Below are 21,477 nucleotides of genomic sequence, written 5' to 3'. Positions count from 1 at the left end.
TCAACAAAAAAGGCGCACTTTTTGTGCGCCCTTTTGCTAAAAAGTGTCCTTAAGGCAGGCTGAGGTAACTGAGCAACAGCAGGATTGCCAGTACCGCCGCCATACGCCGGGTCAGTTGTGCGGCTGAATAGGAGGAGGACGGTGACATTTGCGGCATCGCATGCCAGTGATCCATCACCCAATCCCGCAGCCCACACCACAGGGTGCTGACGACGCCCCGCACCCGGGTAGCCGTCGCCGGCAACAGGCGCCGGTAAAACCACTCCATGTCGAGGTTGACACTGCGCAGCTCGGGCGGGTACATGCCTTGTTTATTGAGCCACACAAACGCCAGCGCACTGAAGAACAGCAGTTGCAACTGGGTTAAGGTGTGTGTCAGGTCGTAAGGCACATAACTGTTTTCCCACGGCAGCAACTGATACAGCCATTGGGGATTTGAGCCGATGGCAATACACAATACCGCTGCGCCAAACATGGCAAGTTGCATATTCAGCGGCGCTTCTTTGGGGCGCAGGCCACTGTCGTGGGCAAAGAAGGCGAAGAACGGAATCTTGATCCCTGCATGGTGGAACACACCGGCAGAGGCAAACAACAGCATCAACCACAAAATGTCATGCCCCTGTTCAATCAATGCCGCCATGACCATGCTCTTACTGACAAAACCGCTGAACAATGGGAAGGCCGAAATTGAGGCTGCGCCGACAATACAAAACATCGTGGTGCGCGGCATGGTCTTGTGCAGACCGCCCAGATCGGAGCCCAGCACATGCCCGACCCGGTGCAGAACGGCACCCATGGTCATGAACAGTAAGCCCTTGAAAATGACGTCATTGAAGGCGTGCGCAACGGCGCCGTTGAGTGCCAGCGCGGTACCGATGCCGATACCGCAGACCATGAAACCGAGCTGGTTGATCAGGCTATAGGCCAACACTTTGCGCAAATCGTTTTCGATCACCGCGTAGAAAATCGGGAAGCACGTCATGGCCGCACCGATGTAAATCAACAACTCTGTCCCGGCAAAACACCGTGCCAGCGCAAAGATCGCCACTTTGGTGGTAAAGGCCGACAGAAACACCGTGCCGGTGGCCGTGGCTTCAGGGTAGGCATCCGTTAGCCAGGTGTGCAGGCCGGGGAACGCCGCCTTGATCCCAAAAGCAATGAACAGTAACCAGGACGCGACCGACGACAAACCAATGTGGTCGAACGACAGACTGCCGGTATCCCGATAGTGCAGCAACGCGCCTGCCAGCAACAGTACGCCGGACAATACCTGTAGCAGCAGGTAACGCATGGCCGCGCGGGTTGCGCGGTCGGTACGGCGGGCCAGTACCAGCCATACGGAGGTCAACGCCAGCAATTCCCAGAACAGGAACAGTGACAGCAGGTCACCACTGAATACCGCCCCCAATGCACTGCCCGCATACAGCAGACTGGCAATTTGTTGCAATGGGTCCTTGACGTGTAAGGCAAACAGTAAAGCCAGGAACGCGGCGATATGGAACAGGTAGCCGAACATCACGCTGAGCTTGTCAACGTTCATCAGCTCCAGGGTGAAGCCCATCAACTGCCAGTTAACACCCTGGCTCAGACTGTGGGTGAAAAACAGGTTCAGTCCGCCCCACACCGGGATCAGCAGCATGAACACCGGACGCAACTTCGGTGGCAACAACAGGGCAATGATGGCGCCGATGAAAAATGGCAGAAATGGCGGAAGATCAACGATCCACATGTGATTCTTCCTCCGTGTCTTTATCGTAGTAGGTTTCGCTGCGCATCAGTACATGGCGCATCTGCTTGGCAATGAGTACCAGCACGACACAGGCCACAAAACCATACAAGGCGTAGAACGCAGGAATTTCTTCCCACGAGGTGTAAATGTGACGGTGAACCACAAAATCCGTCACAAACAGCAGAATGCACAAGGCGTAGAAAATGCGCAGGATCCACGCCACGTTGCTGGGCTTGTCAAAAAAGCCCGGCTTTTCGTTCGGATCAGTATTCGGGGTCATGGCACCTCCACACTGCTGGCACCGGCTTGCAGCAGGTCAAAAAACGGTTCAGGTGAAAAGAACAGGTACACGCAAAAGGCTGCTGGCAGTACCAGACCGACCAGGCAGGGCAGCGGCGCTTCGCCGCCATGGTGACCATCGTCGGCTGGCGCTTTTTTGAAGAATCCCCGAAACGGGATTTCCAGCAAATACGCGATGTTCAGCAGCGAGCTGACCATCAAGGTGCCCAGCAACACATATTGCGCCAGCGGTGGTCCGGCAAAATCCAGTGTGCCTTGTGCCAGGTACCATTTACTCCACATGCCGCCAAAGGGGGGCAGTCCGATGATACTGAGGGCGCCTATCATGAACACGCCAAAGGTGATTGGCATGGCAACGCCCAGCCCGTCCAATTCACTGACCCGGGTTTTATGCGCCGCTACCAGAATGGCGCCCGCCGCGAAAAACAGTGCGATTTTGGCAAACGCGTGCATCACTATGTGCAGACTCGCTCCGAACAGCCCGGCTTCGTTGGCCAGCAGGGTGCCCAACACGATGTAGCTCAGTTGGCTGATGGTAGAATAGGCCAGCCGTTCTTTGAGATTATCGCGGGTCATGGCAATCAATGACGCCATCAGGATGGTAAACACCGGCAACCAGATCAGCCATTGCACTGCGCCACTGTCAGACAACAGCCCAGGACCGAAAATAAAAAGGGTGACTTTCAGCAGGGTGAAAACCCCGGCCTTAACCACAGCCACAGCATGCAACAACGCACTGACCGGTGTCGGCGCAACCATCGCCGCAGGCAGCCATTTGTGCATCGGCATCACTGCCGCTTTACCGATACCAAACACGAACAGCAGGTACAGCGGTGCGACCCAGACATCGTCAATGTGCCCCTTGAGGATCCCCTCGGGTGTGAAGGTCAGACTGCCGGTCAGCGACCAGACAATCAACAAACCAAACAGGAACAGTCCTATGGAAGAGCCCATTAGCACGGTCAGGTATATGCGGCCACTACGGCGCGCTTCCGGTGTGCCGGAATGGGTCACCAGCGGATAGGTTGCCAGGGTCAGCAACTCATAAAAGACGAACAGGGTAAACAGATTGTCAGAGAAACTGATCGCCATGACCGCGGCAATGGAGACGGCAAAAAACGCGAAAAAGCGCGTTTGGTGCCCTTCATGGTGGGCACGCATGTAGCCGATGGCATAAATGGTTGTAACAATCCACAAACCACTGGCCACCAGAGCGAACAGCAATCCAAGGGTGTTCAGGCTGAATGCCAGTGGTAATCCGTCAAAGGGTTCTGCCAGTACTATCGAGGCTGTCATACCCAGCCTGAAATCGATATACAGATTGAGTACCACGGCAAACAACGCCACGGCAACCAGCACGCCGGCCAGTTCGCGAATGTTCGGCCAGCGGCCCAGACGACTGATGACGATGGCGCCCAATAAGGGCAACACCATGGTCAGCAGCAACAACAGCGCATCATCCATCAGTTACCTCGCCCCTGTAGTAATTCAGTCACAGCATACTGAGCGCTGTGCAGTGATAAGTCGGTATCCAAGCCAAAATACACGCAACCCAACGCCATTACCCATAAGGCAATGACCATCCCGGCGGGAGAGCGACCAATGCGTTCGGAGCCTGAACTCACCCCTTGGACACGCAGCTTTTCCGGTTGCTGGAAGTACAGTACTTCGATCAGCTTCCACACGTAAATCGCCGCCATCAGAGAGCCGAGCAAGATGATCATCACCATACCCCAGTGGCGGTTTTCGAGCGCCGCCTGCAACAGCTGCCACTTGCTGACGAAGCCCACTGTACCTGGCACGCCTACCAGACTGAGGGCCGCCAATACCATGGCAAAGAAGGTGTAGGGCATCTCACGGCCCATGCCTTTGAGGTTGTCGAAGGTGGCGGTGTTGACCCGGTACACAAACAGTCCGACGGCCATGAACATGGCACCTTTCATCAGCGCATGATTGAACATGTGCAGCAAACTGGCGGTCAGGCCGGCGGCGCTGAGAAAACCTATGCCCATCACCATGTAGCCAATCTGGGCCACACTGGAGTAGGCCAGCATTTTCTTCATGCCTTCCTGATAGATGGCGCGCAGCGAGCCATACAGGATGGCGACACCACCCAATACCACCAGAATGTCCGGCAAAAAGGTGTCCAGCATGTAGTCAGGTTCAAACACGCTGAACAGACAGCGGATTAACACATAAATGGCTACTTTGGTTGCCGTTGCAGCGAGAAACACACTGACCACGGAAGGGGCATAGGCGTATGCGCCGGGTAGCCATAAATGCAGCGGATAAATGGCCGCTTTGAGGGCCACTCCGACGACAATCAACGCGAACGCGGTCAGCAGCAGCGGGGTGTTTGCGGCGTCCTGCAGAGACAACGCCATGTCTGCCATGTTGAGGGTACCGGTGGCGGCAAAGGCCAGCCCGACACCAATCAGGAAAAAGGTCGCGCCCAAGGTACCGAGGATCAGATAATGAAAGGCACTGTTGAGGGCTTTGCGGTTGCGACCCATGGCGATCAGGGCATAAGAGGCCAGCGAGGAAATTTCCAGGAACACAAACAGGTTGAAGATATCACCGGTCAGCGCAATCCCCAGCAAACCGAGGAAGCACAACTGAAAAGCGGCATAAAACAGGCCGTGTACATGAACGGAAATCTCCTGCTCGACACTCTTGCGGGCATACACGGCACAGGCGGTAGCCATGGCGGAAACAATCACCGCCACCAGGGCATTCAGACCGTCTATTCGATATTCGATGCCCCATGGTGGCGTCCATCCGCCCATGGCGTAGTGGATAACGGTACCGGTGGAAACATCCCACAAGATGTGTAAGGCGATGATCAGGCAGCTTGCGCTAACCACCAGATTGAGTAGCCACACCAGCTTGGAACGGTTGAGTAGCACCATTACCGGTGCACACAGCAGCGGCAAGATGACCAGCCAGGCGGCAAGATGATCAGTAAACAATGTTGAGGTCATTCGCTATCATCCATGGCTGCAATTTCATCTTCTTCAAGGGTGCCGTAGGCCTCCTTGATGCGCACGATCAGGGCAAATCCCAACGCGGTAGTGGCAACGCCAACCACGATGGCGGTCAGCATCAGTACCTGAGGCAACGGGTTGGCATACAGTACATAGCCGTCATCGATGATCGGCGCGGTGCCGCCCTCGACTTTGCCGAGACTGATGTACAACAAAATGACCCCGGTTTGGAACACGCTCATGCCAGCCATTTTCTTGACCAGGTTGGGCATGCTCATCATGGTGTACAGGCCGATCATCATCAACAAAACGATGATCCAGTAGTTGATGTGTCCCAGAATGTAGTCCGTCATTGGGTGCGGATCCTCCTGGCAAAAGTGAAAAAGATGATCAACATGACTGACGCCACGGTCAGCCCTACCCCAAGCTCTATCAAAATGATCCCCAGGTGTTGACCCGCCACCGGCTCACTGGCCAGGGTCGAGTAGTTCAGAAATTCGCCCCCGAATACCATCCCTGCGATGCCGGTGCCGGCATACAACAGCACGCCAAGGCAGGCCACGGTGCTGAGCACCCAATCGGGCATTACCTTGGCGGCGGCATCGAGGCCAAACACCAGGGCGTACAATAAAAACGCTGAACTGAAAATCACCCCCGCCTGAAAGCCGCCGCCGGGGCTGTAGTCACCATGGAACTGTACATAAAACGCATACAGCAGGATGATCGGCAGCAGGAACTTGGCAATGGTGCGCAGAATACTATTTTGCGTCATGCTGCTCTCCTCGGATACGTGGTTTCTCGCGGCGCACCAGCAATAGCATGACACCAATACCTGCGGTGAATACCACGGTGACTTCGCCCAGGGTGTCGAATCCCCGATAGCTGGCCAGTACCGCTGTCACCAGGTTCGGAACCCCGGTTTCGGCCTGACCGGACTCAATAAACCGTTTTGCAACTTCGGTGTGCTGGGGCGCAGTGGGATCGCCCAGGTTGGGCATGTTATGAATGCCGTAGATCAGCAGTGCGCCGGTTGCGATGCATATACACAGCGGCATCCAGGCAACGCCTTTACGTCGTCGCTCATGGGTTGAACGGGTCGCTGCGAGCGTGGCCAGCATCAGTACCGTGGAAATACCGGTGCCCACAGCCGCTTCTGTGAAGGCGACATCCGGCGCATCAAGCACAGTAAACACCCCGGCGACCAACAGGCTGTACAATCCGAACAGCATGGCGACAGCCAGCAGGTGGTGCATTCGCAAAATGGCAAAAGCCATGACGACCAGGAACAACAACAATACGATATCAATGACGAGGCTTATCATTCTATCTGCCCTCCATCAGATGTACGTGGCTGGCTTGGCGTGCCTTGCGGACGAAGACCGTATTGCCAGGCATTGGTGGCCAGTGAGTAAGACGCTGTCGGACTGGTAAAAAACAGGAACAGAAATATCAGTAACAGTTTTGCGGCGGCCAGGGTGAGCCCGGCTTGCAGTGCCAGACCACACAGGATCATAAAACTGCACAGGGTGTCGGTCAGGCCGCCGGCATGCAGTCGGCTGTAAAAGTCCGGTAACCGGTGCATACCAATCCCGCCGATGATGCCGAACACGCAGCCAATGCTGATAAAGATGCCGGTGATGATATCTATCCAGTTCATGCGCGGTCCTCATGTTCGTCAGCAAACCCTTTACCGCGCTGCACCAGACGCAACGCGGCAATCACACCGACGAAATTCAACAGGGAGTAGAGCAGGGCAATGTCGAGTACATCCATGCGTCCGGAGATAAATGCGAACAGAGCAATTAACAGCACAGCCTTGGTGCCAAACATGTTGACGGCCAGAATACGATCAAAAATGGTCGGGCCTGCAATGGCGCGTGCAACGGCCAGCGCCATGGTGACCATGACGGCGATGGCCCCGGCACTAAACAGAGTGATCATGCGTTGTTTGCTCCTTGGCGATCGGTAGGAATGCGTTTGGCCATGTCGCCTTGCAGCAACTCGTCGGCGCCTTCGGCGCTGATGGTATGAACGATAAGGTGATCATCGAGCATGTGAACACTGGCCGAACCCGGTGTAAGGGTAATGCTGTTGGCATAAATGGTATGGTGCAGTTCACCTTCATCCGACAGCGGCACGGCAATGAGCTGTGGCTTGATCGGTTTAAAGCCCAGAATACGCGCGGCAACGTCAATGTTGGCCAAGATGATCTGCCACCCCAGCCACAACCAGAAACGTATCAGTTTGAAGCTCATATGAACCGGGTGGCTGTGTCCGTCTACCACATCCATACGGTGGGCAATGAACAGACAGATAACCACTGACAACAACCCCAGCGACATCAGCAGGGGGGTGAAGTGACCTGACATAACCAGCCACAGAATTGCCAGGATGATGCCCAAATTTAGCAGGTGTTTCACGGTACTCGACTCCCATCAGAACAACGGTTTGCCCGGGTATGTTTTCGCCTGTCGGGGCAATGACAAGGTTAAAATTTTGTTACTACCTTAGATGAAAGTGATAGGCCAAGCCAAGTGTTTTAGGTCCTGTTTGGACGAAAAATATACAGTTTGCGAATTATTCAGGTCTCGAAAAATTATCCCGTAAAGGACTGAAAAGCGGTTTGATTTTTGGCATAATCGCGGCACTTTTCTGTCACATAGAGCACGCTATGTCCAAGGTCGCGGACCTTTTTGCCGCCACCGGCCAACTGGCCGAAAACATTGCCGGTTTTACCCCCCGTCAAGCCCAGACTGACATGGCGCTGGCAGTGGAAAAAGCCATTGAAGCGCAGCAAAGCCTGATTGTGGAGGCCGGCACAGGTACCGGCAAAACCTTTGCTTACCTCGCCCCGGCGCTGCTAAGTGGCGACAAGGTGATTGTCTCTACCGGTACCAAGAACCTACAGGAGCAGTTGTTCCATCGGGATGTGCCGGTACTGAAAAAGGCCCTGGGTAGCCGTGCCCATGTCGCCTTGCTGAAAGGGCGATCGAACTACCTGTGTCTGCATCGTCTGGCGATGCACGGCGGCAACAGTACGTTAGTCAATGACGAGGTATTGGATGAACTGTCGGAAGTCAAAGCCTGGTCAACCTCGACTAAAAGCGGCGATATCGGTGAATTGACCACCCTGGCAGAGGATGCCAAGGTGTTGCCGTTTGTCACCTCGACCATTGACAACTGTCTGGGCAAAGACTGCCCGGATTACGAAGACTGTTATCTGGTCAAAGCCCGCCGCAACGCACTGGATGCTGACATGGTGGTGGTCAATCACCACCTGTTTTTTGCCGATATGGCCCTTAAGGACACCGGCTTTGGTGAGTTGATTCCTGAAGCGGACGTGATCATTTTCGACGAAGCGCACCAAATACCCGATGTTGCCAGCGAGTATTTCGGAGAAGCGCTGTCTACCCGTCAGATCCATGATCTCGCCAAAGACATCGAACTGCTGTACCGCACAGTGCTAAAGGACGCCCAGCAACTGCAGCGCGCGGCGGAAAAGTGTAAGGTGGCTGCGTCCGATCTACGCCTTCAATTCGGTGAACAGGGAGAGCGCGGCAACTGGCGGCAAAAATGCCAGGAACCGGTGATACAGAAGCAACTGGAGATGCTGGAAAGTGCCTTGAAGGTGCTCTACGAAGTGATCAAGATTCACCTTGGAAGGGATAAAGAACTCGACACGGTGTACGATCGTATCGTTGAAATTCAGCAGCGTCTGGCGACACTGACAGACACCCAGCAGACCGGCGTCAGCTTGTGGTATGAAACCACCTTACGGCATATCACGCTGCACCTCACGCCATTGAGCATCGCCGACAAGTTTGCCGCCAACGTCAAGGCAGCCAAATGCAGTTGGATATTTACTTCAGCTACCCTCAAAGTGGGTGAGGGGTTTGATCATTTTCAGCGCCAGATGGGCTTATATGATGCGCAGACGCTGGCGCTGGACAGTCCGTTCGACTATCCGCAACAGGCGATTCTGTGTGTGCCCCGCTATTTGCCGGAACCCAACAGTCGTGAGATGGCGGCAACCTTGCTTGATATTGCCGCGCAACTGGTTAAAGCCAGTGATGGTCGTTGCTTCTTGCTGTTTACCAGCCACGCCATGTTGCGTTTGGTCGCGGAACGTTTGCGGGAGCGGGTAACCAACACCATTCTGGTGCAGGGTACCACCACCAAACGGGCATTGCTGGAGGAATACCTCGCCGACCCTCATGCGGTGTTGCTGGGTACCGGGGCATTTTGGGAAGGGGTCGATGTGCGTGGCGATGCACTGACCTGTGTGATGATTGATAAGCTGCCGTTTGCGTCACCGGATGATCCGTTGCTGCAGGCACGCATTGAAGACTGTCGGCGACAGGGGGGCAACCCGTTTGGCCAGCTACAGATCCCCCAGGCCGTGATCACGCTGAAGCAGGGCGCAGGGCGGTTGATCCGTGACGCGACGGATAAAGGCGTTTTGGTGATTTGTGACAACCGTCTGATCACCCGTGATTACGGTAAAACCTTTGTAGCCAGCCTGCCGCCGATGCACCGCACCCGCACGCTGGACACCGCATTGCAGTTTTTGCGCGATTTGCGCGAGGAAGGAAAGAACAATGAAACTACTAGCGATTGATACCGCCACCGAAGCCTGCTCTGTTGCGTTGCACTATGATGACCAGGTGTCAGGCGCATTCGCCCTGACCCCGCAGCAGCACAGCCAGCGCCTGTTACCAATGGTTGAGTCAGTGTTGTCTGAGGCCGGCGTAACCCTGGCCGAACTGGACGGGCTGGCGTTCGGGCGCGGTCCGGGCAGTTTTACCGGGGTTCGTATTGCCACGGGTATGATCCAGGGGTTGGCCCTGGGGACCGGTTTGCCGGTGGCCGGTGTGTCGACCTTGTCCGCAATGGCCCAGCAGGTGTATAGCCAAACCGGCGCACAACGGGTGGCGGTTGCCATCGATGCGCGCATGGACGAGGTCTACTTTGGTCAATTTGAGTGTAATGATGGTGTGATGACACTGGTCGGCGAAGAAGCAGTTTTGCCGCCGGACATGGCACTGCAGCAATTGCAGGATGTCACAGTGGCCAAAGCGGGCACCGGTTGGGCTGCTTATCCGGTATTGGCGGAACTGGGGGGTGTCAGTGACGTGTTGTACCCGGATGCACGCTATATGCTGCCGTTTGCCAACGCTGCGCTGGCCGCCGGGCAGGGTGCTATGGCACGTGATATTCAACCGGTTTATCTGCGTGACAAGGTGACCTGGAAGAAGCTGCCTGGTCGGGAATAGTCTTCAAATAGTGGAACGATTTTTGCGTTAATTTCGCAGTAATGGCGGTGTACAGGCGTTGGCTTCGATGTTCTGCTCGCCGCCCATGATGTAATTAAACAGGGGCAGACACGTTCGGTGGATATCGATAATTCACTTTCCAATGTTGGGTTAGGCACGCAAGCACCGTTGGTGCAGCGGGATGTGCCACGTACCCGTGACATTGCACAACCTTCACAGGGCACTGACGCGGTCTCTGACGCACCCCAACGGCAACGTGACCCCAGCGCGTTTGCCCGTGGCGTGTTACTGGCACAGCAGCAATCCAATGAACCACAGATCAGCAGTGAGGCTCGCCAACCCAAGGCGCAGCGAGCATTGGAGGCCTACACGACCTTGGCCAGAGAAGACAAACGGGAAGAGTTGCAACGCCTGCTCGGTGTTGACACCTACGCCTGACCCTGACACCTTCAATTCAGCGTCGATTCAGTTACACTGAGCATACTAAAATCAATTCCCACCTCGCTGGAGTGTCTTATGTCGTTACGTTTGTTGTTGGTTGCCGGTATTGTGCTGCTGTCGGGCTGTGCAAGCTTTCCTGACAGTATTCAGACGGCGGACAATGCTCCGCTGCTGTCCTATGCTGAAGTCGCCGGTCACCCACAGGAAACAACCGGTAAACAGGTGCGTTGGGGGGGCGTGATCGCCAGTGTTACAAACCTACCGGAGCGCACTCAACTGGAAATCCTGCACTACCCGCTGCGCAATTATGGTCGTCCCATGACCAGTAATGACAGCCAGGGACGCTTTCGTGTTTACGTGAAGGGCTTCCTTGATCCGATGGTGTATGAGCAGGGCCGGGCAATCACCGTATTGGGCGTGGCCCAGGGCGTTGAGCAGGGCATGGTCGGTGAGCACCCTTATGTGTTCCCTACCGTTGAAGCATCAGGCTACCATTTGTGGACCGACAAAAAGGCGGTGCGCGTCGAAAGCCTGAACATGTGGCCTTATTACCCCTATTACGGTTGGCCTTATCGGGCATTTCCACCGCGGATCATCATTCATTCACGCCCCACCGGGCCGACCGGGCCGTCAACACCGCCTGCCAAGCCCCCCAAACCGCAGGCCAAATAAGTCGGCACGATGACACAAGTTTGCCGTCAGGCGGCAAATGATGGTAGAAAAGCGGCAAGTGATTGCCGCTTTTTCGCTTCAAGGAGATTCATGCAGGACATTCGTATCGCGCTGCCGCACCTGACAATAACCGGTATTCAATTCGGACAAACTGACAAGCCTCTGGTCCTGGCGCTGCACGGTTGGCTGGACAATGCCGCGACATTCACGCACCTGGCGCCGATGCTGGAGGACTATTGTGTGGTGGCACTGGATCTGCCGGGCCATGGCATGTCCAGTCATCGAAGTCCTGACGCCCATTATCACCAGATGGATTTCGTGCAGGACATTCACGCCTGTGTGGTGGAGCAGGGGTGGTCTGACGTTATCTTGCTGGGCCATTCCATGGGGGGCATTTTAGGCAGTATTTATGCGGCTGTTTTCCCAGAGCGGGTAAAATGCCTGATCAGCATAGAGGCGTTTGGCCCGCTCACCGAGCATGCGTCAACCAGCACCGATCAGCTGCGCCGTTCCATCGAGAGCCGCTTGTCGATGGCTCATCGGGAAGCCAAGCATCCCGAAGACTTTGAATCAGCCGTGCGGGCTCGCGCATTAGCAGGTGATATGGGCCGAGAGGCGGCGCGTATTCTTGTTGAGCGCAATATTGAAGAACGTGAAGGGCAGCTTAGCTGGCGAACTGATCGACGCCTGCGCACCATCTCCAGTTTGCGTCTGACGGAAGAGCAGGCCGAGGCCATCTTAAACGGCATTGCCTGTCCGATGCTCCTTATCCACGGCGAGCAAGGGTTTGAAAAGGTCAAAGCCAATGCCGAACGTCGCCAGGGATGGGTCAAGTCGTTAACCCGCACAACGTGTCCGGGGGGACATCACCTGCACCTGGAAGCGCCCCTAGACGTTGCGGAGCAAATCATCTACTTTTTGAATAACCAGTGAAAAGTTGCAACCTGAAGTGTTAAACAGATGTTTAAATCCTGAGATCCTTTGGGTAGACTTGCAGCCACTATTGTTCAGGCCTGACCAGTTGTCTGGTGTGAACAGCAAGGAACCAAACCAATAACAAATTAGCCCGTGGAGGCACCGTGGAAAAAATTTGGCTCGAGCACTATGACCCTAGAGTGGCGCCTGAAATTGATCCTGACCATTACCCATCCCTGGTAGACATCTTCGAACAGTCCGTGGAAAAGTACGCTGACAATGTGGCGTTCATTAATATGGGCCACGAAATCACGTTTTCCGAACTTGATCAGCTGTCTAAGCAATTTGCCGCTTACTTGCAGGGAAATGGGCTGAAAAAAGGCGATCCTGTTGCGATCATGATGCCAAATATCTTGCAGTACCCGGTCGCATTGTTCGGTATCCTGCGTGCGGGCATGACGGTGGTGAATGTTAATCCGCTGTACACCGCCAGAGAGCTCAAGCATCAATTGAATGACTCCGGTGCCAAGGCCATCATCATCGTTGAAAACTTCGCCTGTACGCTGGCCGACGTGATCAACGACACCGGCGTCAAGCAGGTGATCCTGACCCAGTTGGGAGACATGTTACCTGCACCCAAACGCTGGCTGGTCAATTTTGCGGTCAAATACATCAAGAAGATGGTCCCGGCGTTTTCGCTGCCCGGCGCGGTGCGTTTCAATGATTGTGTCGCGGGCGGCGCGAAACTGTCCTACAGCCGGCCAGAACTGGTTGGCAGTGATTTGGCGTTTTTACAATACACCGGTGGTACAACGGGTGTATCAAAAGGGGCCATGCTGACCCACCGCAACATGGTCGCCAACCTTGAACAGGTCTCCGGCATTCTGGAAACCGTGATCGAGCCCGGCAAAGAGTTGGTGGTAACCGCGTTGCCGCTCTACCACATCTTTGCACTGCTGGCGAACTGTCTGACCTTCGTGAAATTCGGCTGTCCGAGTCTGTTGATCACCAATCCGCGCGATATGCCGGGGTTTGTCAAAACCCTCGGTGAACACCCGTTTACGGTCATCACCGGCGTTAACACGTTGTTCAACGGCCTGTTGAACACCCCGGGATTCGAGGAATTAAACTTCCGCAACTTCAAGTTTGCCTTGGGTGGTGGTATGGCGGTGCAGCGCCCGGTTGCTGAACGATGGGAGCAAGTCACCGGCAAGGTGTTATTGGAAGGCTACGGCCTGACCGAATGCTCACCGGTCGTTACAGTGAATCCGCCGACGTTGGATAAGTATCGTGGTTCTATCGGGATGCCGGTACCGTCGACCGAAATTAAGCTGTGCGACGACGATGGCAATGAAGTGGCCATGGGCGAACCGGGCGAGATGTACGTGCGAGGCCCGCAGGTAATGAAAGGCTATCTGAATCGTCAGGAAGCCACGGATGAAATTCTGCAGGACGGCTGGTTGGCCACCGGTGACATTGCTAAGGCAGATGATCAGGGTTATTTCTACATTGTCGATCGCAAGAAAGACATGATCCTGGTGTCCGGCTTTAACGTGTTCCCCAACGAAGTGGAAGAAGTGGCAGCCATGCACGAATTGGTGGTTGAAGTGGCAGCCATTGGTGTGCCGCATCCCAGTTCCGGTGAAGTGGTGAAGCTGTTTGCTGTGCGTAAGAGTGACGCGCTGAGCGAAGAGGCGCTGATCGAACATTGTCGCCAACACCTGACCGGATACAAGGTCCCTAAATTTGTTGAGTTTAGGGACGAGCTTCCGAAGACAAATGTTGGTAAGATCCTGCGTAAGGCTTTACGGGACTAACCACAGGACTCAAGCCGGCAATTGCCGGCTTTTTTATTCATGATGCAATATACCTTCATTCGTTCCAATGCGGCGCTTGCCGACTATTGTCAAAAGGCCAGTCACAAAGACGCAATTGCTGTGGACACCGAGTTTGTCCGCACGCGAACCCTGTACCCCCAGTTGGGTCTCATTCAACTGTATGACGGTGAACAGCTGGTACTGGTCGATCCGCTGGATATCGACGATTTTGAGCCATTGGTTGCATTGCTCGTCGATCCCACGGTGGTCAAGGTGCTGCACTCCTGTTCCGAGGATCTTGAGACCTTCTGGCATGCGTTGGGCGTGACCCCCGCACCCATCTTCGATACCCAGTTTGCCGCCTGCCTGGCAGGCATGGGAGCGACGTTGGGATATGCCAATCTGGTCGAAGCGATGCTCGGCATTCAGGTCGATAAAGGCGAGTCCCGTACTGATTGGTTGGCCCGTCCACTGTCCGAACAACAGTGTGATTATGCCGCCTATGACGTGTGGTATCTGTACCAGTTATACCCTGAACTGAAAGCGCGGGTGACCGCCGCCGGTAAGTTGGATTGGGTGTTTGCCGAAATGGCTCACCTGTGCGACAAAAAACGCACCGCCATGCCCCCTGAACTGGCGTATCTGGGGATCAAGAACAACTGGCAATTGCGGGGGCGCAATCTGTTTGCATTGCAGCACCTTGCAAAGTGGCGATTGAATGTCGCCCGGCAACGGGATATGGCACTCAATTTCGTCATCCGCGAACACAATCTGGTCGAGATCGCGCGGCGTCTGCCCACCAACAAAGGCGGTTTAGCGGCAATTTCGGGGATCACACCACAGGAGATCCGCAAGCACGGCGACACGTTGCTGGCGCTGGTCGATGAATGCCGCAATACGCCCCCGGAGCAGTTTCCGCCGCCGGTCGAGCGGTTAGTTGAATACCCGGGCTACAAGCGCATTGCCGGCGATATTCGTCAGGTGTGTTTACGTGTGGCCGAGCAGCATCAGGTACCGGTCGAAGTCATGGGTTCTAAAAAGCAGATTGGCCAGTTATTGAAATGGTGTTGGTTCGACCAGGATGAAACCCGCATGATGGGACTGACACCGGACCTACTCAATAGCTGGCGCAAGCCGCTGTTGGAGGACGGTCTGAACGACATTTTAGGCAATGTATTGAGAGGAAAACACTGATCATGTTGGTTGCGGTTTACAGCAGTCCGAAAAAAGACGAAACCTATTTGTACGTGCCCAAGCGCGACGATTTTTCAGCCGTGCCCAAAGCACTGATGGAGACTTTTGGTACGCCCCGTTTTGTCATGCTTATTCCGCTGGATAAACGGGAAAAACTTGCCCAGGTGGACAAGCAGAAATTACGCGAAGCGCTGGTGTCACCGGGTTACTACCTGCAACTTCCGCCACCGAAGGAAAATCTGCTCAAGGCCTTCAGGGCGCAAAACAGCGGAGAGCAATCGTGAGGGCGCTGCTGCTGGCCATGGTATTGTTGGGCGCTTCTGTGCACAGTATCGCCCAACAACCAGACCCTGAAGGGTTTGACAGCTACGTGAACCAGCTCACCCAAACGGCAATAGAACAGGGGATTTCACCCGCAACAATCGACGCCGTGCTGGTGGACATTCATTACATTCATCGGGCGGTGAAAGCGGACAAAAACCAACCGGAAACCCGACTGACCCTGGATCGCTACCTGAAAACCCGGGTACCGGATTGGAAGGTTAATGCGGCCCGACAGCAGTGGCAACAACACCGGGAGCTACTGACCACGATTGGCAAAGCGTATGGCGTCCAGCCACGGTTTATTGTGGCGCTGTGGGGCAACGAGAGTAACTTTGGCAAAATTCAGGGCAACTTTCCGTTGTTTTCATCCCTGGCAACCCTGGCATTTGATGGTCGCCGGGAGGCTTTTTTCAAACAGCAATGGCTGGCGGCCCTGCGCATTGTTGATGAAGGGCATCGCTCTGTCGATGACATGACAGGTTCCTGGGCAGGGGCCATGGGCCAGACCCAGTTCATGCCGACCTCGTTTATGCATTATGCGGTCGATTACGATCAGGATGGCAGAAAGGACATATGGTCGACACCGGCCGATGTGTTTGCGTCCATCGCCAACTACCTCGCTTCTGAAGGCTGGAACGAGGACTACACCTGGGGACGTCAGGTGAAAGTCCCTGAAGACTTTGATGCATCGCTGGCTGGATTAAACCAGGACAAGATGAAACCACTGACGGATTGGCAGGCCATTGGTGTGACACGCTACAACGGTGCGCCATTACCGGCGGTGGAACTGAAAGCGTCGCTGATCATGCCTGATGGCCCTGAGGGGCGGATTTATCTGGTGTACAACAATTTTCATACCCTGATGAAGTGGAATCGTTCCCAGTACTTCGGGGTTTCGGTGAGTTACCTGGCCGAAAAGATCCGGCAGGGTGCATGATGTATCAACACCGCGATAGTCAGGGGCAGCCGCTGCCATTGCCAGTGGGCAAAATCGTCTGTGTGGGGCGTAATTACGCGGATCACATTGCCGAGCTAAACAACGCGACGCCCGACCAGCCGGTGCTGTTTATGAAGCCTGCTACCAGTGCCGTAGCAGTGCAGCAGCCTTTCAGTGTTCCAGTCGGTCACGGGCCCTGTCACAACGAGTTGGAATTGGCATTGCTGATCGCAAAACCCTTGTGCAATGCCCGGCCTGAAGAGGCCATGGCGGCAGTGTGGGGGATTGGGCTGGGTCTTGATCTGACCCTGCGCAGTGTGCAGCAGCAACTGAAAGAAAAACAGTTACCCTGGGAGCGCGCCAAAGCCTTCGATGGTGCCTGCCCGCTCAGCTTTTTCGTTCCCATAGCGCAGTGTGACTGGCAGCAGGGGCTGGGGTTTTCATTGCAGGTCAATGGCAGTGTGCGACAACAGGGCGACAGCCGGCTAATGCTGTTTGACATGCCCCATCTGCTCAGTGATATCAGTCAGCAGTTTACGCTGTTACCCGGCGATGTGGTAATGACGGGCACCCCCAAAGGCGTGGGTCCGTTGCAGGACGGTGACGCACTGCGCCTGACCCTGGAGGGGCACTTCCACATCGATACCCACGTCACTACACAGGAGGGCCGGAGATGACCGAGCGATTCTGGGAACATAAAACCCTCGAACAGATGACCACCCAGGAATGGGAAGCCATCTGTGACGGTTGTGCCAAGTGTTGTTTGCACAAGTTTATTGATGATGAAGGAGCCGATGAACTGGCCCCCACCGATCACATTACAGAGGGCGAACAGATCCACTACACCAACATTGTCTGTGCCCTGCTGGACACCAAAAAGTGCAGTTGCACACGCTACGCTGAGCGTTCAGCGTTGGTACCAGATTGTGTCACCCTGACCAAGGACAACCTGAAAGACATTTTCTTTATGCCGCCCAGTTGCAGCTATCGGCGCTTGCACGAGGGCAGGGGGTTACCGTCATGGCATCCACTGTTGAACAAGGGCAAGAAATCGGCCATGCACAAAGCCGGCATGTCGGTGCGTGGCAAGACCGTCAGTGAGGCGCAGGTTGACCTCGAACATTTCGAGGACTATATCGCCTTATGGCCCCTGGAAGACATCGAATAGTCCGTATAAGTGACCGAGCAGCATAAAAAAGCCCGCTATCAATTGCGGGCTTTTTCATGGGTGTAGTATTCGGATTACAGGGCTTTGCGCACCAATAGCCGTGACAGCAAAACGCCGCCAAACAATGCCGAATAGATGGCAAAAATCACAATCATCCACTGGGGCATGCTCAAGGTCAGGAATTGCCAGTCAATGTCGCCGCAATCGCCGGTGGCGGCAAACATTTGTGGCACCCATTCGTGCAATGGCATGAAGGCCGGGAAATTAGGCACGATCTCACACGAAGCAAAGAATGGGTTGGTGGCGGTTTGAATGTCCACGTGTTCGATGGCAATCAACAGTCCCCAGATGGCGGAAACGCCCCAGGTGACGAAACCCACGACGCGGGTGATGAAGTTGTTTGCTAACCACGGTACCAGTCCGGCCAGCATGACGCCAAATACCGCAGTCCGTTGGTAAATGCACATGATACAGGGCTCTAGGCCCATGCCATATTGGAAGTACAGGGCGGTCAGCTCCAGGCCCAGCGCAGAAAAAAACAGCCAGCCCCAGGCGTGCTTACTATCGGCGAGGGCACCAAGGCGGTCGAGTCCAAACATCGTTTTGTTCCTTTTCGTTACAACGCGCCGCCCCGGGGGCGGCGTCAGCGATTAATGGGCAGCCGCTTCGGCAGCCGCAGCTGCACTGTGGTGCTCAATCAAGTGCAGGTTGTACAGCACATCGGTCAGGTCGTGCAAGCCGTAATAGGTTGCTGCCAGGCCGACCAGGGTTAAAACCACGGTGAATGGCAACGCCATGTACACCATGGTGCCGTAGGACAGGCGTAGCAGTGGCGCAATGGCTGATGTGAGCAGGAACAGGAAGGCTGCCTGACCGTTCGGTGTGGCCACACTGGGCAGGTTGGTACCGGTATTGATGGCAACGGCCAGCAGATCAAATTGATCGCGGGTAATGTCGCCCTGTTTAAGGGCATCGTAGACTTCGGTAATGTACACCGAGCCGACAAAAACGTTGTCGCTGACCATCGACAATAGGCCGTTGGCCAGATAGAACATCACCAGCTGGGTTTTGCCTTCAAAGCTCAGTACCCAATGGATCACCGGCTGGAACAGCCCCTGGTCGATGATCACGGCCACAACGCCGAAAAAGACGCACAGCAGCGATGTGAAGGGCAGGGCTTCCTCAAACGCTTTGCCCAGTGCATGTTCTTCGATAACCCCGCTGGTACTGGTGGCAAGGACGATAACCGACAATCCGATCAGACCGACTTCGGCCATGTGAAACGCCAGGCCAATCACCAGCCAGACACCGATCAGGGCCTGGAACAACAAGCGGGCGTTGTCACGTTTACTGCGCGCCTTATCCATGTGGGTGGCGTAGTCGACCAGAATGTCACGTACCACGTGGGGTAATTCTGCACCGTAGCTGAACCAGCGGAATCTCTCTACCACGTATGCGGTCAGCAGTCCGGCGAAAAACACCGGAATGGTGATAGGGGACATGCGCATAAAGAATTCAACAAAGTCCCATGACGCCTTTTCGGCGATGATCAGGTTTTGCGGTTCACCCACCATGGTCATTACGCCGCCCAGCGCCGTACCAATGGCACTGTGCATCATCAGGTTACGCAGAAAGGCGCGAAAATTGTCGAGATCATCACGGGAAGGCTGTTCAACATCGTCATCACTGGAATGATCGTGTTCATGGTGAAAGTCTTTGCCGGAGGCCACTTTGTGGTAAATGCTGTAGAAGCCCATACCCACGGCGATGATGACGGCAATCACGGTCAGTGCGTCGAGGAAGGCTGACAGAAAGGCTGACGCGGCAATGAAGGACAAGGACAAGGCCCGTTTGTTGCGCACGCTGATCAGCAATTTGGTGAACAGATACAGCAACAACTCCTTCATGAAGTAGATACCCGCCACCATGAACACCAGCAGTAATACCACACTGATGTTGGTTTTGATTTCATGGTACATGTGTTCAGGGCTGGTCATGCCTATGATCAGAGCCTGAATCAATAACAGACCACCTGGCTGCAGCGGATAACACTTCAGCGCCATGGCCAGGGTGAAAATGAACTCCAGCACCAGTAGCCAGCCCGACACATACGGGTTGATCATGAAGATCAGCGGATTGATCAACAGAAAGGCAACGATGACGTTTTTGTACCATTCCGGAGCGTGACCAAGAAAGTTTTTATAGATGGCCTGCGTCATTGAGAGCTGCATCGGCGTGTGTCCTTGTCAGTCATTACTTGATTTAGGTAGCGTTGTTTTACGAATAACCCGCTGAAAAAGCAAGGTAAATCTGCCGCTTAGCGACTAATTGATGATATATCGGGCGCAAGGCAAGCCCTTGTTGTAAGGCTAAGCCATTTTAACCAGTTTACAAGTTGTTAAAGTTTCGTTGTTCCCGACAAATATCATCTGGTACAATCAGTTACTGCAAATAATAACAACAACGTTGAGAGTGAGCGGTTGCATGATATACAAGGCCCAGAGTCCAGCAGGTTTCGCTGAGGAGTACATTGTCGAATCGATCTGGAGCGGACGTTTTCCTCCTGGCACCATATTGCCCGCAGAACGGGAGCTGTCCGAACTGATTGGCGTCACCCGTACCACTCTGCGTGAAGTGTTACAACGACTTGCCCGCGACGGTTGGCTGACAATCCAGCATGGCAAACCGACCAAAGTGAATAATTTCTGGGAAACCTCCGGCTTGAACATCCTGGAAACGCTGGCCCGTCTCGACCAGGAAGGCATTTCCGAGTTGGTCGACCACTTGTTGGCCGCTCGTACCAACGTCAGCGCAGTGTTTATCCGCGCGGCGGTGCGCTACAACCCTGAAGCGGTTATCGACATTCTCAAGGACCATGAAGACATTCCTGAAGACGGTAAGGCGTTTGCCGAATATGATTATCGGGTGACCCATGACCTGGCGATGGCTTCAGGCAACAAAGTGTTCGTGCTGATGATGAACGGATTCCGTGGTTTGTACTCACGCATCGGTGGCTACTACTTCTCCAATCAACGTGCCCGTGACATTGCCCGCAAGTATTACCAGGCGTTGATTAACCTGGCCAAAGACGGCAATTTCGAACAGGTGCCGAAAGTCATCCGTGCCTACGGTATCGAGAGTGGCGAAGTGTGGAATGATATTCGCGGTGACATGCCCAAGGACCTGGTAGATTAAGCGCAGTGCGCAAACATACCCTCAGGCGGCATTCAGGCCGCCTTTTATTTTTCTATTGATTTCAAATGGTTAAAAATTCTTTTCAAAAAAATGCCGTTTTAGTATGCGGTTTCTAATTTACATCACTAACCTAGTCATCAATCACCAAATGAGGATCACATCATGACTAAGTTAGACCAAATCAAAGGTAAAGTATCTGAAGCTGAAGACTTCGCTCGTAAAATCTGGTTGGCAGGCCTGGGCGCCTACGGCAAGAGCTTCGACGAAGCACAAGGCCGCTATGAAAAGCTGAGCGCTGAAGCGACCAAATTGTTTGACGAGCTGGTTGTTAAAGGCGAAAAGCTGGAAACTGAAGCCAAAGACAAAATCAAAGCCAAAACCAACGTTGAAGAGCGTGTTGCCGAAGTACGCGCTAAGTTGGGCCTGGACAAGCCTAGCGCCGACGAGAAAGTTGAAGAGCTGTCTGCCAAAATCGACGCGTTGACTGACGCTGTTGCTAAGCTGGCTGCCAAGTAAGACCTGTTAGCA

General features: G+C 54.5%; 25 protein-coding genes. 13 read left to right on the top strand and 12 right to left on the bottom strand.

What is annotated here, in order from left to right:
* Positions 1 to 49: 49 nt before the first annotated feature.
* The 10 genes from LJ739_RS08455 to LJ739_RS08410 are packed head-to-tail and all read right to left on the bottom strand — an operon-like array spanning position 50 to position 7,433.
* Entirely contained in the window at positions 50 to 1,729 is a 1,680-nt protein-coding gene (locus LJ739_RS08455) for a Na(+)/H(+) antiporter subunit D (protein WP_229159195.1), read from the bottom strand.
* The gene (locus LJ739_RS08450; RefSeq protein WP_229159193.1) at positions 1,716 to 2,009 is read right to left on the bottom strand and encodes a hypothetical protein; all 294 of its coding nucleotides are present in this window, start codon (positions 2,007 to 2,009) and stop codon (positions 1,716 to 1,718) included. Before LJ739_RS08450 ends, LJ739_RS08455 begins: the two co-directional genes overlap by 14 nt.
* Positions 2,006 to 3,493, bottom strand: a complete 1,488-nt coding sequence (locus LJ739_RS08445) for a proton-conducting transporter transmembrane domain-containing protein (RefSeq protein WP_229159191.1) — start codon at positions 3,491 to 3,493, stop codon at positions 2,006 to 2,008. Before LJ739_RS08445 ends, LJ739_RS08450 begins: the two co-directional genes overlap by 4 nt.
* Positions 3,493 to 5,010 carry a monovalent cation/H+ antiporter subunit D family protein gene (locus LJ739_RS08440; RefSeq protein WP_229159162.1) on the bottom strand — a complete coding sequence of 506 codons (1,518 nt, stop codon included), beginning with the start codon at positions 5,008 to 5,010 and terminating at the stop codon, positions 3,493 to 3,495. The genes LJ739_RS08445 and LJ739_RS08440 overlap by 1 nt, the downstream gene beginning before the upstream one ends.
* Positions 5,007 to 5,366 carry a cation:proton antiporter subunit C gene (locus LJ739_RS08435; RefSeq protein WP_229159160.1) on the bottom strand — a complete coding sequence of 120 codons (360 nt, stop codon included), beginning with the start codon at positions 5,364 to 5,366 and terminating at the stop codon, positions 5,007 to 5,009. The genes LJ739_RS08440 and LJ739_RS08435 overlap by 4 nt, the downstream gene beginning before the upstream one ends.
* Positions 5,363 to 5,785, bottom strand: a complete 423-nt coding sequence (locus LJ739_RS08430; protein ID WP_229159157.1) for a Na(+)/H(+) antiporter subunit B — start codon at positions 5,783 to 5,785, stop codon at positions 5,363 to 5,365. The genes LJ739_RS08435 and LJ739_RS08430 overlap by 4 nt, the downstream gene beginning before the upstream one ends.
* Positions 5,772 to 6,335 (bottom strand): DUF4040 domain-containing protein, encoded by a 564-nt coding sequence (locus LJ739_RS08425; RefSeq protein WP_229159154.1) that lies wholly within the window; start codon positions 6,333 to 6,335, stop codon positions 5,772 to 5,774. The genes LJ739_RS08430 and LJ739_RS08425 overlap by 14 nt, the downstream gene beginning before the upstream one ends.
* A complete protein-coding gene (gene mnhG, locus LJ739_RS08420; protein ID WP_229159152.1) occupies positions 6,332 to 6,670 on the bottom strand; it encodes a monovalent cation/H(+) antiporter subunit G in 339 nt (112 codons plus the stop codon). Before mnhG ends, LJ739_RS08425 begins: the two co-directional genes overlap by 4 nt.
* Positions 6,667 to 6,954: a monovalent cation/H+ antiporter complex subunit F gene (locus tag LJ739_RS08415; RefSeq protein WP_229159150.1), complete on the bottom strand. Its 288-nt coding sequence runs from the start codon at positions 6,952 to 6,954 to the stop codon at positions 6,667 to 6,669. The genes mnhG and LJ739_RS08415 overlap by 4 nt, the downstream gene beginning before the upstream one ends.
* Entirely contained in the window at positions 6,951 to 7,433 is a 483-nt protein-coding gene (locus tag LJ739_RS08410) for a Na+/H+ antiporter subunit E (RefSeq protein ID WP_229159148.1), read from the bottom strand. The genes LJ739_RS08415 and LJ739_RS08410 overlap by 4 nt, the downstream gene beginning before the upstream one ends.
* A gap of 251 nt (positions 7,434 to 7,684) precedes the next feature.
* On the opposite strand from LJ739_RS08410, the gene LJ739_RS08405 reads away from it, so the two are divergent.
* The 11 genes from LJ739_RS08405 to LJ739_RS08355 all read left to right on the top strand — a co-directional run bounded on the left by LJ739_RS08405 (position 7,685) and on the right by LJ739_RS08355 (position 17,754).
* A complete protein-coding gene (locus tag LJ739_RS08405) occupies positions 7,685 to 9,631 on the top strand; it encodes an ATP-dependent DNA helicase (RefSeq protein WP_229159146.1) in 1,947 nt (648 codons plus the stop codon).
* A complete protein-coding gene (gene tsaB, locus LJ739_RS08400) occupies positions 9,612 to 10,286 on the top strand; it encodes a tRNA (adenosine(37)-N6)-threonylcarbamoyltransferase complex dimerization subunit type 1 TsaB (RefSeq protein ID WP_229159144.1) in 675 nt (224 codons plus the stop codon). Before LJ739_RS08405 ends, tsaB begins: the two co-directional genes overlap by 20 nt.
* A gap of 117 nt (positions 10,287 to 10,403) precedes the next feature.
* Positions 10,404 to 10,724: a hypothetical protein gene (locus LJ739_RS08395; protein ID WP_229159142.1), complete on the top strand. Its 321-nt coding sequence runs from the start codon at positions 10,404 to 10,406 to the stop codon at positions 10,722 to 10,724.
* Positions 10,725 to 10,802: 78 nt separating this feature from the next.
* Positions 10,803 to 11,399 carry a Slp family lipoprotein gene (locus LJ739_RS08390; protein WP_229159140.1) on the top strand — a complete coding sequence of 199 codons (597 nt, stop codon included), beginning with the start codon at positions 10,803 to 10,805 and terminating at the stop codon, positions 11,397 to 11,399.
* A gap of 90 nt (positions 11,400 to 11,489) precedes the next feature.
* On the top strand, positions 11,490 to 12,332 hold the full coding sequence (locus LJ739_RS08385; RefSeq protein ID WP_229159138.1) for an alpha/beta fold hydrolase: 843 nt from the start codon (positions 11,490 to 11,492) through the stop codon (positions 12,330 to 12,332).
* A 146-nt stretch (positions 12,333 to 12,478) separates the two neighbouring features.
* On the top strand, positions 12,479 to 14,131 hold the full coding sequence (fadD, locus tag LJ739_RS08380; RefSeq protein WP_229159136.1) for a long-chain-fatty-acid--CoA ligase FadD: 1,653 nt from the start codon (positions 12,479 to 12,481) through the stop codon (positions 14,129 to 14,131).
* Positions 14,132 to 14,173: 42 nt separating this feature from the next.
* A complete protein-coding gene (gene rnd / locus LJ739_RS08375) occupies positions 14,174 to 15,325 on the top strand; it encodes a ribonuclease D (RefSeq protein ID WP_407646764.1) in 1,152 nt (383 codons plus the stop codon).
* A 2-nt stretch (positions 15,326 to 15,327) separates the two neighbouring features.
* Positions 15,328 to 15,609, top strand: coding sequence for a YcgL domain-containing protein (locus tag LJ739_RS08370; protein WP_229159132.1), 282 nt, complete (start codon positions 15,328 to 15,330; stop codon positions 15,607 to 15,609).
* 17 nt (positions 15,610 to 15,626) lie between these two features.
* Positions 15,627 to 16,586 (top strand): lytic murein transglycosylase, encoded by a 960-nt coding sequence (locus tag LJ739_RS08365; RefSeq protein WP_229159480.1) that lies wholly within the window; start codon positions 15,627 to 15,629, stop codon positions 16,584 to 16,586.
* Positions 16,583 to 17,263 carry a fumarylacetoacetate hydrolase family protein gene (locus LJ739_RS08360; RefSeq protein WP_324254901.1) on the top strand — a complete coding sequence of 227 codons (681 nt, stop codon included), beginning with the start codon at positions 16,583 to 16,585 and terminating at the stop codon, positions 17,261 to 17,263. Before LJ739_RS08365 ends, LJ739_RS08360 begins: the two co-directional genes overlap by 4 nt.
* The gene (locus tag LJ739_RS08355) at positions 17,260 to 17,754 is read left to right on the top strand and encodes a YcgN family cysteine cluster protein (protein WP_229159130.1); all 495 of its coding nucleotides are present in this window, start codon (positions 17,260 to 17,262) and stop codon (positions 17,752 to 17,754) included. Before LJ739_RS08360 ends, LJ739_RS08355 begins: the two co-directional genes overlap by 4 nt.
* Positions 17,755 to 17,828: 74 nt before the next feature.
* Here the strand turns inward: LJ739_RS08355 and dsbB are convergent, their stop codons facing one another.
* Together dsbB and nhaB are read right to left on the bottom strand one after the other, a co-directional pair.
* Positions 17,829 to 18,353 carry a disulfide bond formation protein DsbB gene (gene dsbB / locus LJ739_RS08350; RefSeq protein ID WP_229159128.1) on the bottom strand — a complete coding sequence of 175 codons (525 nt, stop codon included), beginning with the start codon at positions 18,351 to 18,353 and terminating at the stop codon, positions 17,829 to 17,831.
* 51 nt (positions 18,354 to 18,404) lie between these two features.
* Positions 18,405 to 19,985, bottom strand: coding sequence for a sodium/proton antiporter NhaB (nhaB, locus tag LJ739_RS08345; protein ID WP_229159126.1), 1,581 nt, complete (start codon positions 19,983 to 19,985; stop codon positions 18,405 to 18,407).
* 253 nt (positions 19,986 to 20,238) lie between these two features.
* On the opposite strand from nhaB, the gene fadR reads away from it, so the two are divergent.
* Together fadR and LJ739_RS08335 are read left to right on the top strand one after the other, a co-directional pair.
* Positions 20,239 to 20,949, top strand: coding sequence for a fatty acid metabolism transcriptional regulator FadR (fadR, locus tag LJ739_RS08340; protein WP_229159123.1), 711 nt, complete (start codon positions 20,239 to 20,241; stop codon positions 20,947 to 20,949).
* A gap of 162 nt (positions 20,950 to 21,111) precedes the next feature.
* Positions 21,112 to 21,465 (top strand): phasin-related domain-containing protein, encoded by a 354-nt coding sequence (locus tag LJ739_RS08335; protein ID WP_229159121.1) that lies wholly within the window; start codon positions 21,112 to 21,114, stop codon positions 21,463 to 21,465.
* The last annotated feature ends 12 nt before the right edge of the window (positions 21,466 to 21,477 follow it).

The sequence above is a fragment of the Fluctibacter halophilus genome, from assembly GCF_020687825.1.
In the GTDB taxonomy this organism is placed as follows: domain Bacteria; phylum Pseudomonadota; class Gammaproteobacteria; order Enterobacterales; family Alteromonadaceae; genus Fluctibacter; species Fluctibacter halophilus.
The sequence above is the reverse complement of the archived record's forward strand: the minus strand, read 5'-3'. Positions and strand labels throughout refer to the sequence as shown.

What these genes read in the sequence shown, in the direction of transcription:
- nhaB (WP_229159126.1), bottom strand. Translation starts at nt 19,985, where the DNA reads ATGCAGCTCTCAATGACGCAGGCCATCTATAAAAACTTTCTTGGTCAC.
- LJ739_RS08365 (WP_229159480.1), top strand. Translation starts at nt 15,627, where the DNA reads ATGGTATTGTTGGGCGCTTCTGTGCACAGTATCGCCCAACAACCAGAC.
- tsaB (WP_229159144.1), top strand. Translation starts at nt 9,612, where the DNA reads ATGAAACTACTAGCGATTGATACCGCCACCGAAGCCTGCTCTGTTGCG.
- LJ739_RS08355 (WP_229159130.1), top strand. Translation starts at nt 17,260, where the DNA reads ATGACCGAGCGATTCTGGGAACATAAAACCCTCGAACAGATGACCACC.
- LJ739_RS08455 (WP_229159195.1), bottom strand. Translation starts at nt 1,729, where the DNA reads ATGTGGATCGTTGATCTTCCGCCATTTCTGCCATTTTTCATCGGCGCC.
- LJ739_RS08370 (WP_229159132.1), top strand. Translation starts at nt 15,328, where the DNA reads ATGTTGGTTGCGGTTTACAGCAGTCCGAAAAAAGACGAAACCTATTTG.
- LJ739_RS08430 (WP_229159157.1), bottom strand. Translation starts at nt 5,785, where the DNA reads ATGACGCAAAATAGTATTCTGCGCACCATTGCCAAGTTCCTGCTGCCG.
- LJ739_RS08450 (WP_229159193.1), bottom strand. Translation starts at nt 2,009, where the DNA reads ATGACCCCGAATACTGATCCGAACGAAAAGCCGGGCTTTTTTGACAAG.
- LJ739_RS08445 (WP_229159191.1), bottom strand. Translation starts at nt 3,493, where the DNA reads ATGGATGATGCGCTGTTGTTGCTGCTGACCATGGTGTTGCCCTTATTG.
- rnd (WP_407646764.1), top strand. Translation starts at nt 14,174, where the DNA reads ATGCAATATACCTTCATTCGTTCCAATGCGGCGCTTGCCGACTATTGT.
- LJ739_RS08385 (WP_229159138.1), top strand. Translation starts at nt 11,490, where the DNA reads ATGCAGGACATTCGTATCGCGCTGCCGCACCTGACAATAACCGGTATT.
- LJ739_RS08360 (WP_324254901.1), top strand. Translation starts at nt 16,583, where the DNA reads ATGATGTATCAACACCGCGATAGTCAGGGGCAGCCGCTGCCATTGCCA.
- mnhG (WP_229159152.1), bottom strand. Translation starts at nt 6,670, where the DNA reads ATGAACTGGATAGATATCATCACCGGCATCTTTATCAGCATTGGCTGC.
- LJ739_RS08335 (WP_229159121.1), top strand. Translation starts at nt 21,112, where the DNA reads ATGACTAAGTTAGACCAAATCAAAGGTAAAGTATCTGAAGCTGAAGAC.
- fadR (WP_229159123.1), top strand. Translation starts at nt 20,239, where the DNA reads ATGATATACAAGGCCCAGAGTCCAGCAGGTTTCGCTGAGGAGTACATT.
- LJ739_RS08440 (WP_229159162.1), bottom strand. Translation starts at nt 5,010, where the DNA reads ATGACCTCAACATTGTTTACTGATCATCTTGCCGCCTGGCTGGTCATC.
- LJ739_RS08405 (WP_229159146.1), top strand. Translation starts at nt 7,685, where the DNA reads ATGTCCAAGGTCGCGGACCTTTTTGCCGCCACCGGCCAACTGGCCGAA.
- dsbB (WP_229159128.1), bottom strand. Translation starts at nt 18,353, where the DNA reads ATGTTTGGACTCGACCGCCTTGGTGCCCTCGCCGATAGTAAGCACGCC.
- LJ739_RS08415 (WP_229159150.1), bottom strand. Translation starts at nt 6,954, where the DNA reads ATGATCACTCTGTTTAGTGCCGGGGCCATCGCCGTCATGGTCACCATG.
- LJ739_RS08390 (WP_229159140.1), top strand. Translation starts at nt 10,803, where the DNA reads ATGTCGTTACGTTTGTTGTTGGTTGCCGGTATTGTGCTGCTGTCGGGC.
- LJ739_RS08425 (WP_229159154.1), bottom strand. Translation starts at nt 6,335, where the DNA reads ATGATAAGCCTCGTCATTGATATCGTATTGTTGTTGTTCCTGGTCGTC.
- LJ739_RS08435 (WP_229159160.1), bottom strand. Translation starts at nt 5,366, where the DNA reads ATGACGGACTACATTCTGGGACACATCAACTACTGGATCATCGTTTTG.